General features: G+C 72.5%; 12 protein-coding genes. 7 read left to right on the top strand and 5 right to left on the bottom strand.

From position 1 onward, the window contains the following. Positions 1 to 2: 2 nt before the first annotated feature. Positions 3 to 1,295, top strand: coding sequence for an MFS transporter (locus ACV7NM_RS04615; protein ID WP_463409038.1), 1,293 nt, complete (start codon positions 3 to 5; stop codon positions 1,293 to 1,295). Positions 1,296 to 1,353: 58 nt separating this feature from the next. After that, a complete protein-coding gene (locus tag ACV7NM_RS04610) occupies positions 1,354 to 2,385 on the top strand; it encodes a TolB family protein (RefSeq protein ID WP_463409037.1) in 1,032 nt (343 codons plus the stop codon). Positions 2,386 to 2,444: 59 nt separating this feature from the next. On the opposite strand, the gene ACV7NM_RS04605 is transcribed toward ACV7NM_RS04610, so the two are convergent. Beyond that, positions 2,445 to 3,131, bottom strand: coding sequence for a GNAT family N-acetyltransferase (locus ACV7NM_RS04605; RefSeq protein WP_136212256.1), 687 nt, complete (start codon positions 3,129 to 3,131; stop codon positions 2,445 to 2,447). 612 nt (positions 3,132 to 3,743) lie between these two features. Here ACV7NM_RS04605 and ACV7NM_RS04600 point away from each other — a divergent pair. Both ACV7NM_RS04600 and ACV7NM_RS04595 read left to right on the top strand, forming a co-directional pair. After that, positions 3,744 to 4,997, top strand: coding sequence for an MFS transporter (locus ACV7NM_RS04600; protein WP_463409036.1), 1,254 nt, complete (start codon positions 3,744 to 3,746; stop codon positions 4,995 to 4,997). 37 nt (positions 4,998 to 5,034) lie between these two features. Then, positions 5,035 to 5,727, top strand: a complete 693-nt coding sequence (locus tag ACV7NM_RS04595) for a (2Fe-2S)-binding protein (RefSeq protein WP_463409035.1) — start codon at positions 5,035 to 5,037, stop codon at positions 5,725 to 5,727. Between the two features lie 53 nt (positions 5,728 to 5,780). On the opposite strand, the gene ACV7NM_RS04590 is transcribed toward ACV7NM_RS04595, so the two are convergent. Together ACV7NM_RS04590 and ACV7NM_RS04585 are read right to left on the bottom strand one after the other, a co-directional pair. Next, entirely contained in the window at positions 5,781 to 7,541 is a 1,761-nt protein-coding gene (locus ACV7NM_RS04590; RefSeq protein ID WP_463413827.1) for a S8 family peptidase, read from the bottom strand. A gap of 290 nt (positions 7,542 to 7,831) precedes the next feature. Beyond that, entirely contained in the window at positions 7,832 to 9,199 is a 1,368-nt protein-coding gene (locus ACV7NM_RS04585; RefSeq protein WP_463409034.1) for a cation:dicarboxylate symporter family transporter, read from the bottom strand. A gap of 104 nt (positions 9,200 to 9,303) precedes the next feature. On the opposite strand from ACV7NM_RS04585, the gene ACV7NM_RS04580 reads away from it, so the two are divergent. After that, positions 9,304 to 10,911: a sensor histidine kinase gene (locus ACV7NM_RS04580; protein WP_463409033.1), complete on the top strand. Its 1,608-nt coding sequence runs from the start codon at positions 9,304 to 9,306 to the stop codon at positions 10,909 to 10,911. After that, on the top strand, positions 10,908 to 11,612 hold the full coding sequence (locus tag ACV7NM_RS04575; protein WP_463409032.1) for a response regulator: 705 nt from the start codon (positions 10,908 to 10,910) through the stop codon (positions 11,610 to 11,612). Before ACV7NM_RS04580 ends, ACV7NM_RS04575 begins: the two co-directional genes overlap by 4 nt. On the opposite strand, the gene melC2 is transcribed toward ACV7NM_RS04575, so the two are convergent. Together melC2 and melC1 are read right to left on the bottom strand one after the other, a co-directional pair. Next, complete coding sequence (melC2, locus tag ACV7NM_RS04570) at positions 11,570 to 12,415, bottom strand: tyrosinase MelC2 (RefSeq protein ID WP_463409031.1); 846 nt, start codon at positions 12,413 to 12,415, stop codon at positions 11,570 to 11,572. The two genes, ACV7NM_RS04575 and melC2, sit on opposite strands and share 43 nt — an antisense overlap. After that, the gene (gene melC1 / locus ACV7NM_RS04565; RefSeq protein ID WP_463409030.1) at positions 12,415 to 12,795 is read right to left on the bottom strand and encodes an apotyrosinase chaperone MelC1; all 381 of its coding nucleotides are present in this window, start codon (positions 12,793 to 12,795) and stop codon (positions 12,415 to 12,417) included. Before melC1 ends, melC2 begins: the two co-directional genes overlap by 1 nt. A gap of 266 nt (positions 12,796 to 13,061) precedes the next feature. On the opposite strand from melC1, the gene ACV7NM_RS04560 reads away from it, so the two are divergent. Beyond that, a complete protein-coding gene (locus tag ACV7NM_RS04560; RefSeq protein WP_463409029.1) occupies positions 13,062 to 14,453 on the top strand; it encodes a glutamate decarboxylase in 1,392 nt (463 codons plus the stop codon). The last annotated feature ends 15 nt before the right edge of the window (positions 14,454 to 14,468 follow it).

Raw genomic sequence — 14,468 nt, 5'->3', positions numbered from 1 at the left:
CCATGTACGTCGCGGACAGTCGCGGAACCCCCGCACCCACCGTGACCCGCGAGCCGCAGGCCGCCGCCCCGGGCACCAGCCCGGGGCGGCGCGCCGCGATCGGGTCCACGGTCCTCGCCCTCGGCACGGTCAGCCTGATCACCGACGTCTCCTCCGAGATGGTCACGGCCGTGCTGCCGCTCTACCTCGTCGCCGGACTGGGCCTCACCCCGCTCGGCTTCGGACTCCTCGACGGCCTCTACAACGGCGTGAGCGCCCTGGTCCGGCTCACCGGAGGCCACCTCGGAGACCGGCTCGGCCGGCACAAGGCCCTCGCCGGCGTCGGATACGGGCTCTCCGCCCTGTGCAAGCCGCTGCTGCTGCTCGCGCACACGCTGCCCGCCATCGGGGCGGTGCTCGCCCTCGACCGCACCGGCAAGGGCCTGCGCACCGCGCCCCGCGACGCCCTCATCTCGCTGGCCGCCGCACCCGCCGAACGCGGGCGCGCCTTCGGCGTGCACCGGGCCATGGACACGGCGGGCGCGCTCATCGGGCCCCTGTTGGCCTTCCTGATCCTGCGCGGCGCCGCCGACGGCTACGACGCCGTCTTCACCGTCAGCGCCTGTGTGGCCGCCCTCGGCGTGCTGGTCCTGGTGCTCTTCGTGCCCGGCCGCAGGACCCCGCCGGCGGCCGACGCGGCCCCCGTCTCGCTGAAGGCCTCCGTCGCACTGTTGCGCGGCCCGGGCCTGCGCCGCATCACCCTCGCCGCGCTGTTCCTCGGTCTGTGCACCGTCAGCGACGCCTTCGTCTTCCTGCTGCTCCAGCGGGCCGGGCAGATCCCCGACCGCTGGTTCGCGCTGCTGCCGCTGGGCACCGCCGCCGCGTTCTTGCTCCTCGCGCTGCCGCTGGGCAGGCTCGCCGACCGCGTCGGGCGCCGCCGCGTCTTCCTCGGCGGCCACCTCGCCCTGCTCGCCGCCTACGGGCTGCTGCTGACCGGCGGCTCACACCCCGCGCTGCCGTACGCGGTGCTGCTGCTGCACGGCACGTTCTACGCGGCCACCGACGGGGTGCTCATGGCGGCCGCGGCCGCCGTCGTGCCCGAGGAACACCGCGGGGGCGGCCTCGCCCTCGTCCAGACCGGGCAGGCCCTGGCCCGGTTCGCCGCCTCCCTCGGCTTCGGCGCAGCCTGGACCGTCTGGGGCGCCCGCCCCGCGCTGGCCGTGGCAGCGGTCCTGCTGGCCGTCGCCCTCGCCGGCTGCGCACGGCTCTACCCCGCCGAAACGAACGCCGACGCGGCCACTACCCCCGCTGTTTGAACCCCCGCCGCCCCCGAACCCCGCCGCGCCGACTCCCCCGCGTGCCCGAAAGGCCCCCATGACCCTCCAACGCCGGATCTTGATCCTCGTCACCGCCGTCGTGGTGCTCACCGCCGTGGGGGTGCTCGCCTTCGTCCGGGCCTCCTCGCGGGCGGACGAGAAGAACGAGGCCCGGGCGGGAGGGCCCGAAGTCACCCGGGGCGCGGTGTCCTTGACCCCGGCGGACGGGGGACCGCGGATCGTGTTCCGGAACATGGCGTGGGGCCCGCACCGTGACGAACTCGTCACGGTCTCGGCCGGCGCGCCCGGTGGACCCCGTACCGCCTCCGGCGTGAGCTGCCTGCGCTTCCACTCGGCGGCGGGCACCGGGGTCTGCCTACGGGCCGAGAAGGGCGGGGTCCAGGAGCAGTACCGGGCCGTCGTGCTGGACGCCCACCTCAAAGAGGTCACGGCGCGCCCGCTCGCCGGGATACCGACCCGGGCCCGGGTCTCGCCCGGCGGTCACCTCGTCGCGTGGACCGTGTTCGTCGGCGGGGACTCCTACGCCGGTACGAACTTCTCCACCCGGACCTCCCTGCTCGACCTGCGCACCGGCCGGTACGACGCCTCGCTGGAGGACTTCACCATCGTCAAGGACGGCACGACGTACCGGAACTCCGACGTCAACTTCTGGGGGGTCACCTTCGCCGCCGACGAACGGACCTTCTACGCGACGCTCGCCACCGGCGGCAGCACCTACCTGGTCCGCGGGGACCTCACCGCGCGCACGGTCACCACGCTCCGCGAGAACCTGGAATGCCCCTCCCTGTCGCCCGACGGGACGAGGCTGGTGTTCAAGAAGCGGGTGCCGGGCCTGTCCGCCGACGCGCCGTGGCGGCTCTACGCCCTGGACCTGGCCTCGATGAAGGAGACCCCGCTCGCCGAGCAGCGCAGCGTGGACGACCAGGTGGTGTGGAAGGACGACCGGACCGTCGTCTACGCACTGCCCGGCGACTTCGGCGCCGACCTGTACGCACTGCCCGCCGACGGCACGGGCGCCCCGACCCCGCTGATGACCTCGGCCCTCGCCCCGGCCTTCCTCGGGAGTTAGCCGGGAAGGTCCGGGGCGAGGGCCGATGGAGCGGGACCGCCCAGTCGGACGCAGGACCGCTACGCCGGGACCAGCGTCTTGCGCCGCCGCCTGCGCGGCGCGGCGGGCGCCAGCCGGAGCTCGATGATGGAGCGGACCGTCGGCCACTCCTCGTCGAGGACCGAGTAGAAGGCCGTGCTGCGTACCGCGCCGTCCAGCCCCCTGGAATGGGCCCGGCGCACCCCTTCGCAGGTGAAGCCGAGACGTTCCATCGCGGCCCGCGAGCGTCCGTTGCGGGCGTCCGCGCGCAACGAGACGCGACGCACGCCCCAGGTCTCGAAGGCGTGGCGGAGCATGAGCAGCTTCGCCTCGGTGTTGATTCCGGTGCCCTGGGCCTGCGGCGACAGCCAGGTATTGCCGATCTCGGCGGCGTCGGGGACCGCCGTCGCCGGATCGCCGAACGGGACCCCCGGCACGGCCGGCCACACGAGCGGCCCCTGCCAGTAATCGAGTTCCAGGAACCGGGTCGAACCGACGACCCGCCCGTCGGTGGCTCTGACCACCGCGAACGGGAGGGATCGACCGGCCGCCTGATCGGAAAGCGCGCGGTCGATGTACTCGTGGGACGCCTGCAACCCGTGGGGCACGGGAGTGAAGGCGTAAGTCGTACGATCCTCGGCACCGGCCACGGCCAGGGCCTCGGTGTGGTGGGGGGCGAGGGGCTCCAGCCGCACGGAGCGGCCGGCGAGGAGTACGGGTACGGGCACGGAGCCTTCGGTCCTTCTGGGCGGTGGGGTGGTTGCACAGTCTGCGCTCCTGACGTCACCCCCCGCGCAAAACGCGGGTGAAAGGCAACGGGCTGTCAGGTGAACGCGAGTGGCTCAATGTAGCCCCTTAATGTGCTCCCATGAACCCCCAAAATGGCAACGCCGCGACCATCTTTTTCGACGGCTTCGGGCCCCGGGGTACGGAGCCCGTGATCCTTCTCCACGGGCACCCGTCCAATCGCACGGCGCGGGCTCCCCAGGCGACCCCACTCGCCACCGCCGGTTACCGTGCCATCACTCCTGACCTGCGGGGATAGGGTGAAAACCCGGAGCGGCGTGGTGTCACGCCGTTCGCCGCGTTCGCGGACGACCTCGTCGCGCTTGACCACGACCTGGACATCGAACAGGCGGTCGTCGGCGGAGTGGGCACGGGTGGTCGGACAGCGATGGAATTCCGGTTGCGCCACCCGGGTCGGGTGTGGGGCGCCCGGAGGCCTTCAGCAGGCGTTGCCCGACTTCCTCGCGGACCGGACGGCCGGGCGTCAAGTGGCCCACTGAATCGATGCCCCACTGGCCCACGGGGACGGGCCAGTGGGCTGGTCCAATGATCCGGTGACCTTACGCTTCCTGCCCCCGCGCTTCCTGCCCGCTCCCGGAGCGCCGCGCCGACTGGCCGCCGCGCAGTTGAGCAATTCCGTCGGAGACGGCGCCTACTACGTGTGTTCGGCGCTCTACTTCACCCGGGTCGTGGGCCTCTCGCCCGCACAGATCGGCCTCGGTCTCACCATGGCCTGGGCCGTCGGTTCCGTCGCCGGGGTGCCGCTCGGGTCGCTCGCCGACCGTCGGGGTCCGCGCGGCACCTCGGTGCTCCTCGCCCTCGCCACCGCCGGCTCGGTCGCTTCCTTCCCCGTGATCCGGTCCTACTGGGCGTTCCTGCTCGCCGTGGTCTGCTACGCCACCGCCCAGTGCGGGCTCGCGGCCGCCCGTCAGGCGCTGCTCGCCGGCGTGGTCGCGCCGGGGGAGCGGACCGGCGTTCTGGCCCACCTCCAAGCCGTCCTCAACGCCGGACTCGCGGTCGGCGCCGCCTTGGGCGGCCTCGCATTGAGCGCCGGCACCGAGCGGGCCTACCTCGCGGTGTTCGCGCTGGACGCGGCGAGCTTCCTGGTGTGCGCCGGGTTCCTGCTCCGGCTGCCCGCGGTGGCCCCCGTACCGGCTCGGGAGGCGGGCGAACCCCGGCTGGCGGTGCTCCGCGACCGGCCGTACGCCCTGGTCACCCTGCTGAACGCGGTACTCCTGCTGCGGATGCCGCTGCTGAGCCTCGCGATCCCGCTGTGGATCGTGGAGCGCACCAGTGCCCCCGGATGGCTGGTGTCGGCGCTGTTCGTGCTCAACACGGTGGCGGTGATGCTGTTCCAGGTACGCGTGGCCCGCCCGGTCACCGGCCTGGACGGCGCGGGTCGGGCCGTACGCCGCTCCGGGCTGGTGATGGCGGCGTCGTGCGCGGTGTTCGCCCTCTCCGCGCTGCCGGCTGCCGGATGGGCGGCGGCCCTGCTGCTCGTGGCGGGCGCCGTGCTCCAGGTCGACGCCGAGATGCGCCAGTCGGCCGGGTCCTGGCAGATCGGCTTCTCGCTGGCCCCCGCCGGGCGGGTCGGCCAGTACCAGGGCTTCTTCGGGACGGGCGTGCCCGTCGCCCGCACCCTGGGACCGCTGCTGCTGACCTCGCTGCTCCTGCTGTGGGGGATACCCGGCTGGCTGCTGCTGGGAGCCGTATTGCTGGCCGCGTCCTACGCCATGGGCCCGGCGGTGCGCCGGGCCGGGGCGGCCCACCGGGGCGGCGAGCCCCGGGCAGCCGTCGTGGCGGGGTGAGGTCCCGCGTCAGGAGGCCGCCTGAGATCATCGCCGGATGATGGAGAAGACCGGTATGGGGGACGTGCTGGAGCGGCTGGCCGCCGTCGGGCCGTTCTTCCGCGTGCCGTACGGCGACGAGCCGCCCGGTCCGGGCTTTCGTCCGCTGGACGAGCTGTACGGGGAACCTCTCGGGCCCTATGTCGCCGAGATCGGCCGGCGGATGGGGTGCGGGCCCGGCCGGGTGGCCGCCTCGACCGCGCAGTTCGCCATCGCCTCCCGGCTGTGGTCGCTCGGGCTGGGGTGCGCGGCGCTCTCGGGCCGCGTGCCGGACCTGGGGCCGGACCGCGTGTGGTGGAGGTTGCCCGAGGCGGGCTCCCTGGAACTGTGGCTGCCGCGCCCCGATCCCGGCGCGCGGCCCGCCGAGGCCCTCGGGGAGGGCGTGCCCGGCCACCTCGACGTCCTGGACGCGCGGCTGCGCGAGGGATTCGGGGTATCGCCCCGTGTGCTGCGCGGGAACTCGGCGTCGGCGCTGGTCGGCGCCGTGCGCGTACTGACGGACCGGGTCCCGGGAGGGGCGGCGGTGCGGTGGGCCGAGGCCCTGCTCGGCGACGGCGGGCCGCTCGCCGGGACGGGGACCTTCGTCCACGAGGAGGGTCTCGGCGTGGCCTTCGTCCGCCGCAGCTGCTGCCTCTACTACCGGGTGCCCGGCGGGGGTCTTTGCGGGGACTGCGTCCTGCGGACGAGGTGACGGGGCGCCGGGGTGTGGCAGGACCACACCCCGGCGCCCGTGGGGCGCGGTGCCTAGAAGGTCAGGTTCCAGGCGTCGATCTTGCCCGTGTCGGAGGCGGCGTTGTCGTTGACGCGCAGCTTCCAGGTGCCGTTCGCGACCTCCGAGGAGGCGTTCACGGTGTAGGTCTGGGCGATGTTGTCGGCGCTGCCGCCGGCGTGGTTGTGCAGGGTGTAGACCGTGCCGTCGGGTGCCACCAGGTCGACCTTCAGGTCACCGATGTAGGTGTGCTTGATGTCCACGCCCACCTTGAGGGTGGCCGGGGCGTTGCCGGTCACGCCCGAGACGGTGATCGGGCTCTCCACGGTCGCGTTGTCGTTGATGGCGAAGTCCGACAGGTTCTCGAAGTACTTGCCGGGGGGCGGGGTGGTCCCGACCGCCTTGAGGGCGTCGACCTGCCCCTCGCCGAAGAACGAGTTGTTGGCCGTGGTGCCCGTGCAGCGGTTGTCCGACGGGCAGGCGGTGTCGTTGGCCTGGGCCGCCAGCTTGGCGCGGATCTGCGCCGGGGTGATGCCCGGGTTGGCACTGGCGATGAGCGCCGCCACGCCGACCACGTGCGGGGTGGCCATCGAGGTGCCGCTCTTGGTGCCGTAGCCGCCGCCCGGGACGGTGGAGTACACGTTGCTGCCGGGGGCGGCGACGTCGATGACGCCTTGGCCGTAGTTGGAGAACGAGGCCTTGGTGACGCCCGTGCCGTTGGCGGCGACCGTGACCACGCCAGGCAGTTCGGTCGGGATGTCCAGGCAGGCGTTGGTGATGGTGCGGGTGACCGGCGTCGAGTCGTTCGGGCTCGCGGAGTCGGTCGTCTTGTGGGCGAGGTCGTAGTCCTCGTTGCCGGCCGCGGCGACTTGGAGCGAGCCCTTGCCCTCGGCGTACTCCTGGGCGCGCTTGACGCCCTCGATGATGGCGGCCTGGTCGATGTTGTCCGGGCAGTTGAACTGCCACGGGTCCGTGTAGTAGCTGTTGTTGGTGACCTTGAAGCCGTGGTCACCGGCCCAGACGAAGCCGCAGATGGTGTTCTCGGCGAAGAAGAAGGAGTTGCCGGGCTCGGCGACCCGGACCGCGGAGATCTTCACGCCGGGGGCCACGCCGACGACGCCCTTGCCGTTCTTGGCCGCCGCGATGGTGCCCGCCACGTGGGTGCCGTGGGTGTCCACGTCCCGCCAGGCACCCGTCCGGGTGTCGGGCTTGCCGTAGGCGCAGGAGACCGAGTCGGCCGCGTCGAAGTTGGGCGCGAGGTCCTGGTGCTGGTCGTCCACGCCCGTGTCCAGGATGCCGACCTTGACGGACGGGGAGCCGGGGTTCACGGCCCAGGCCTGGTCCGCCTTGATCTGGCTCATGTCGGCGCGGACCGGCTCGCCGGCCGGGGTCGAGGCCTGGGCGGGGTTGGCGGGCAGCGCCGGGTTGTAGGCGTCGGCCGGGACGTCGGAGGTACGGGTGGCACCGACCTGCTGGACGCCCGCGACACCACGCATCGCGGCGGCGAACCCGCCGGACGCCGAATGGGCGACGATCACGCCGATGGCGTCGAAGGCGGAGAAGACGGTGCCGCCGTTGGCCGTGACGGCGGAACGGACCGCCGAGCTGTCACCGGGAGCGGTGAGCACCAGGTAGGCGCGCGTGCCGGCAACCCAGGTCGCACTCTGGGAAGTCGGGGCGGCGGCCGGGGCGTGGGCCTTGGCGGCCGGTGCGCCGGACGGGGCGACGGGGAGCGTGCCCGCGAGGGCGCCGGGGGCGCCGAACGCGAGGGCGGCGCCGAGGGCGGCCGCCAGCACCAGGGTGCGTCGGGGGCGGCTGGATATGTGGGGTATCAATGCGTCCTCCGAAGACGGCCCGGCCGGTGCTGGTGGCACCGGCCGGGCCGTACGAAACGAGTGGTGGACGCAAGATGTCAGACGCGTGCCCCTTCGCGGAAGTACCTTTCGGCGCCGAGAGGTTGCGAGGGGAGTGGCTGAAAATCACCGGGGGGGGGACAGGCCGGGGCGCTCCAGGGCGCTCCGGAAGGTGGGGGGAGCCGGCCGGGCCGGGCACCGTGGGGGCGAGCCCCGCCCGGCCGGTCCCGGTTTCAGGCCGGTACGCCGTCCTTCTCGGCTCCGGTCGGGACGGGGACGGGCGCGGGCGGTTCGCCCGGCAGCGGCGCGTGCCCGTCCCCGGTGGGCGCGTTCTCGTCGAACGGGAGCCGTCCGGAAAGGACTTCGGCGGCGCGGGCGCGGTCGAACTCCTTGGTCCACGTCCCGATGAGTACCGTCGCGATCGCGTTGCCCGCGAAGTTCGTCATCGCCCGCGCCTCGCTCATGAAGCGGTCGATGCCCACGATCAGGCCCACTCCGTCGACCAGTTCCGGCCGGTGGGACTGGAGGCCTCCGGCCAGGGTGGCGAGCCCCGCGCCGGTCACACCGGCGGCGCCCTTCGAGGCCACGATCATGAACAGCAGCAGCGAGATCTGCTCGCCCAGCGCGAGGGGTTTGTCCATGGCCTCGGCGACGTAGAGGGAGGACATCGTCAGGTAGATGGCCGTCCCGTCGAGGTTGAAGGAGTAGCCCGTCGGCACGGTGATGCCGACGACCGGACGGGAGACGCCGACGTGCTCCATCTTCGCGATCAGTCGCGGCAGGGCGGACTCCGACGAGGAGGTGGACAAGATCAGCAGGAACTCCCGCCCCAGGTAGCGCAGCAGGGAGAAGACGCTGATCCCCGTGCACAGCCGCAGTAGCGTCCCGAGCACCACGAACACGAACAGCAGACAGGTCACGTAGAAGCCGATCATGATGACGGCCAGTGATTTCAGCGCGTCGACGCCCGTCGCCCCGACCACCGCGGCCATGGCACCGAAGGCCCCCACCGGCGCCGCCCACATGATCATCGCGAGCACCCGGAACACCAGCTTCTGCACGTGCCCGATCCCCCGCAGCAGCGGTTCGCCCGCCGTTCCCATCGCCTGGAGCGCGAACCCGCACAGCAGCGCCACCAGCAACGTCTGCAGCACCTGGCCCCCGGTGAAGGCGGAGACCAGCGTCGTCGGGATGATCCCCAGCAGGAACTCGGGGGTGCTCTGCGCCCCGCCCGCCTTGGCCTGTGCCTCACCGGCGTGCCGTGCCGCCTCGGTCAGGTGCAGACCGCTGCCCGGCTCCAGCAGGTTGCCCACCAACAGTCCGATGGCCAGGGCCACCGTGGACATCACCATGAAGTAGCCCAGGGCCAGACCGCCGACCGCGCCCACCTTCGCGGCCTTGCGCACCGAGCCGATGCCCAGCACGATCGTGCAGAAGATCACGGGCGAGATCATCATCTTGATGAGGTTCACGAAGCCGGTGCCCAACGGCTTCAGTTCGACGGCCACGCCGGGCGCGGCGAAGCCGACGGCGATGCCGAGCAGCACCGCGGCGATCACCGCGATGTAGAGATAGTGGGTCTTGTCGCGCCTGGCGGCCACGATGCCTCCTGGTGGTGAATGCGTTCCGGGAGACCATCGCCCACCCTGTGACCCCGGTCACCGTTGCGTTCATTGAGTTCACGACCCGGTGCACACTGAACGGCATGTTCCGCCTCCCCCGACCACCCCGCAGTCTCGCCGGGCAGCTGTTCGCCATGCAGGTACTGCTGGTCGCCGTCGTCGTCGCGGGCTGCGCCGTCTTCGCCTACGCGAGCGCCCGAGGGCAGGCCGAGGACGCCGCCCGGCGTCAGGCCGGGGCCGTGGCCAGGGCAGTCGCCGACTCACCCTCCGTCCGGGAGGCCGTACGGGGCGCGGGGCGCGGGAGCGATCCCTCGGCCGCCCTCCAGCCCTACGCGCAGCGGGTCCGAGCCGACTCGGGCGTGGACTTCGTGACGATCATGGCGCCGGACGGACGGCGCTGGACCCACCCCGACCCGAGGCGCATCGGTGAACCCTTCCTGGGCAACACCGCTCCCGCGTTGCGCGGCGAGACCTTCAGCGAGACCTACACCGGCACCCTCGGCCCGTCCATCCGGGTGGTCACCCCGCTGCTCGACGACGGTCGGGTCGTCGGCATGGTCAGCGCGGGCATCACCATCCGGGCGATAAGCGCCCGTCTCGCCCGGCAGCTCACGGCGCTCGCCTGGGTCGCGGCCGGGGCCCTCGCCCTCGGCGGCGCCGGTACGTACGTCGTCAACGCCCGGCTGCGTCGCCACACCCACGGCATGAACGCCGCCGAGCTCAGCCGGATGTACGACTACCACCAGGCGGCCCTCCACGGCGTCCGCGAGGGGCTGTTGCTGTTGGACGGCCGGCGGCGGATCACCTTGATCAACGACGCCGGGCGCGAGCTGCTGGGCCTGTCCGGGGAGGTGCGCGGCGCCGGCGCCGCCGACCTGGGGTTGCCCGCGCCGCTCACCGGCGCCCTGCTCGCCGACCGGCCCCGGGTCGACGAGGTCCACCTGACCGCCGAGCGGCTGCTCGTGGTCAACAGTTCCCCCGTCGCGGGCGGCGGCCGCCGCGGCACCGTGGTCACCCTGCGCGATCACACCGAATTGCAGGCCCTGACAGGGGAGTTGGACCATGAGCGGGGATTCACCCAGGCGCTGCGCTCCCAGGCCCACGAGGCGGCCAACCGCCTGCACACGGTGGTCTCCCTGATCGGCCTCGGCCGGGTGGACGAGGCGGTGGAATTCGCAACGGCCGAACTGGAACTGGCCCAGGCACTCACCGACGAGGTGGTCACCGCGGTCGGGGAGCCGGTGCTGGTGGCGCTGCTGCTCGGCAAGGCCGCGCAGGCGCACGAGCGCGGCGTGGAGCTGGTCGTCACCCCCGACAGCAGCGGCGTCGACGGTGGCGCGGGGAACCCGCCCGCCCGGGACCTGGTGACGGTGCTCGGAAACCTCCTCGACAACGCCGTGGACGCGCTCTCCGGGGTCCCGGGAGGGCGGGTCGCGGTCACGGTCCGTCGTGACGACCGGACGCTGCTGATCCGCGTCGCCGACAACGGGCCCGGACTGCCGCAGGGGTCCGGGGCGGATGTGTTCCGGCGCGGCTGGTCCGGCAAGGGCGACGGGCGCGGGCTCGGCCTCGCGCTGGTCCGTCAGGTCGCGCACCGGCACGGCGGGACGGCCGAGGCCGCGCGGGGGCCGGAGGGCGGGGCGGTCTTCACGGTGACGCTGCCCTTGGTCGTCGCGGCGGAGCGACCGTGAGCGCCGCCGAGCAGGTGCGGGTGCTCGTGGTCGAGGACGACCCCGTCGTGGCCGACGCGCACGCGCTGTACGTCGGTCGGGTGCCCGGTTTCACCACGGTCGGAGTGGCCCACTCGCTGGCCGGGGCCACCCGGGTCCTGGAGCGCACCCCCGTCGACCTGCTGCTGCTCGATCTCGCCCTGCCCGACGGCGACGGTCTGCGCTTCGCGCGCGGACTGCGGGCCGCCGGACACCCCGTCGACGTGATCGTCGTGACCTCCGCGCGGGACCTGGCGGTCGTCCGCGAGAGCGTCTCGCTCGGAGTGGTCCAGTACGTCCTGAAGCCCTTCGCCTTCCCCACCCTGCGCGAACGGTTGTTGCGCTACGCCGCCTTCCGCGCGACGGCGGGGGAGGCGGCCGGCCAGGGCGACGTCGACCGGGCGCTCGCCGCGCTGCGCGCCCCGGGCCCCGCCGAACTCCCCAAAGGCCTGAGCGCCCCGACCCTGGACCGGGTCGCGGCGCTGCTGCGGGCGGCCCCGGACGGGTTGACCGCGACCGGGGCGGCCGAGGCGGCCGGGATCTCGCGGATCACCGCCCGCCGCTACCTCGAACACCTGGTGGACACCGGCCGAGCGGACCGCGCCCCGAGGTACGGACAGGTCGGCCGGCCCGAACTGCACTACCGCTGGCTGACGGCGGCCGGTTCCACGTCGAAGGTGTAGAACTTCCGGTGGTCGAGCATGTCGGCCGGGGTCACGTCGTTCCAGGGCCGCATGGTGTCGTTCAGGTCGACCACGTTCGGCGTACCGGCTGCCGGCAGGTACGGGGACCGGGGGTGGCGGGCCTGCCACTCGGCCCACAGCTTGTCGATGTAGGCGTGGTGCAGCCAGAACACCGGATCGTTGGGTGAGACCCCGGTGGCCATCTGGCCGCCGACCCACACGTGCACCCGGTTGTGCAGGTTGGCGCCCCGCCAGCCCTCCAGGTTGTTGCGGAATCCCGCCGAGGAACTGTTCCACGGGGCCGCGTCGTAGACCGGCATGGCGAGGACGGCCTCGACCTCGGCCTTGGTCGGCAGTTGGGCGACGCCCTCACCGAGCGCCCGCCGGAGGTACGCGCGTGCGTCCACCCGCACGTTCACCTCCCACTTGCCCGCCGCGTGGGCGAACGGTCCGTCCAGGACCTGTCCGTCCCGGGCCCGGCCGGTGCCGCCGAGGAAGTCGGCGGCCCAGAGGGAGGCACGGGGCGTGCGGTCCGCGGTCCAGTCCCAGTAAGGGAGCGAAACGCTTTTGTCGACCGCTTGCAGCGCCGCCTCGAATTCGAGAAGGAACCGGCGGTGCCAGGGGAGGAAGGAGGGGGAGCGGTGACCGACGCGGTCGCCCGCGTCGGTGTCCCCCATGATGAAGCCGTTGTGGGTGGTGACGAAGCGGTCGTAGCGGCCGGTGCGCTTGAGTTCGAGCAGCGCGTTGGTGAAGGCGCGCTTCTCCTCGGCGGTGAGCTCTGCCTGGTTCTTGCGGACGGTCATCACATGCCACCCATCGGGACGAGGGCGGCGCCCTGGAGTTCGCGTACGGCGGCGCGGGCGAGCGCGAGCGGGTCGGAGTACGTCTCGTAGTGGTTGACGACACTGATCCAGGTGCCGTCGGCGTTCTGCATCACGTGCAGTTCGCGGCCGTCTATCCGGACCTCGGGAAGGGCGGCCGAGTGGTGGCCGCCGTGATGGGTGCCCGACGTCGCCGGGGTGATCTCGATACGACGGCCCTGGTAGACCTCGTCGACGGCGCCGGCGGATATCGCGGCGCGCGAGTCGGTGCCGGCGGCGTACGCGGTGGCGCCCGCGAGGCCGAGGACGCTGAGTGCGCCGGCGGTGGTGCCCAGGGCCTGCCGGCGGGTGATCTTGTTCATGGACGAAGAACTACCAGCAAGCCGGCTCCAGTTGACCGCTATCCGGACATCGGCTGACAAGTTGCGCATAGAACGAATTGGGCGATCTTCTCGTCTGGCCGGAAGGGCGGGGCCCTCGCGGGAACAACTGCTCCGAAAAGCCTACTCGCCAGTAATTATTGCGGCCGTGCGGCGCCGGCATGAACGGGGTCACATCGGCGACTCGGCCTGAAGATATGACCTCCACCAAGACCGGTTTGCCACGTGATGTCACATATAGTTCCGATATGCCACTTCATGAGATGAAGGACGCGCACGCCGACGACGCCGAAACGGACGTGTTCGCGTCCGCCCTCAGCGGCCAGGTCCTGCCCAAGCACCGGATGCCCGAGGACCACTCGCCCACCGAGGTGGTCTACGAACTGCTGCGCAACGAACTCCTCCTCGACGGCAACGCCGCCCAGAACCTGGCGACGTTCTGCACCACGTGGTCCGACGACGGCGTGCACCGCCTGATGAACCAGTGCCTCGACAAGAACATGATCGACAAGGACGAGTACCCGCAGACCGCCGAGATCGAGGCCCGCTGCGTCAGCATCCTGGCCGACCTGTGGAACGCGCCCACCGGAGGCGCCGCCACCGGCTGCTCCACCACCGGCTCCAGCGAGGCCGCCATGCTCGGCGGCCTCGCCCTCAAATGGCGCTGGCGCACCCGGCGGCAGGCCGCCGGACTCCCCGCCGACCGCCCCAACCTCGTGTGCGGGCCGGTCCAGGTCTGCTGGGAGAAGTTCGCCCGCTACTTCGACGTGGAACTGCGCCAGATCCCCCTGGAACCCGGCGCGACGGGCCTGCGCCCCCACCAGCTCGCCGCCTACGTCGACGAGAACACGATCGGCGTCGTCGCCATCCTCGGCGTCACCTACACCTGCGTCTACGAGCCCGTCGCCGAGATCGCCGCCGAACTCGACCGCATCCAAGCCGAACGGGGCTGGGACGTGCCGATCCACGTGGACGGCGCCAGCGGCGGCTTCGTCGCGCCGTTCCTCCACCCCGAGGTCGTCTGGGACTTCACGCTGCCGCGCGTGGCCTCCGTCAACGCCTCCGGACACAAGTACGGCCTGGCGCCCCTGGGCGTCGGCTGGATCGTGTGGCGCACCGCGGACCTGCTCCCCGACGAACTCGTCTTCGACGTGGACTACCTGGGCGGCGACATGCCGACCTTCGCCCTCAACTTCTCGCGCCCCGGCGGCGAGGTCATCGCCCAGTACTACCTCTTCCTGCGCCTGGGCCGGGGCGGATACCGCCGTGTCCACCAGGCCTGCGCCGACACCGCCCGCTACCTGGCACGGGAGATCGAGGCACTCGGGCCCTTCACCCTGCTCTACGACGGACAGGGCGCGCTGCCCGCCGTCTCCTACACCCTCGCCGACCCCGAGGGCGCCGGTTTCACCCTCTACGACCTCTCCGACCGGCTGCGGTCACACGGCTGGCAGGTGCCCTCGTACCCGCTCCCGGCCGACCGGGGCGACACCGTGATCCAGCGCGTGCTGATCCGCCACGGGGTGACCCGCGATCAGATCGCCCTGCTCGTCGCCGACCTCGAACGGTCCGTGGAACTGCTGAAGGCCGCCCCGCGGGCCGTCCCCGCCGGGGAGGCCCGCTCCGGCTTCCACCACTGAGCGGGTCTCCCCGCG

The organism is Streptomyces sp. Tek67B01 (assembly GCF_055231995.1).
Note: the sequence above shows the minus strand (reverse complement) of the source record. Positions and strands in the feature narration are given on the sequence as shown.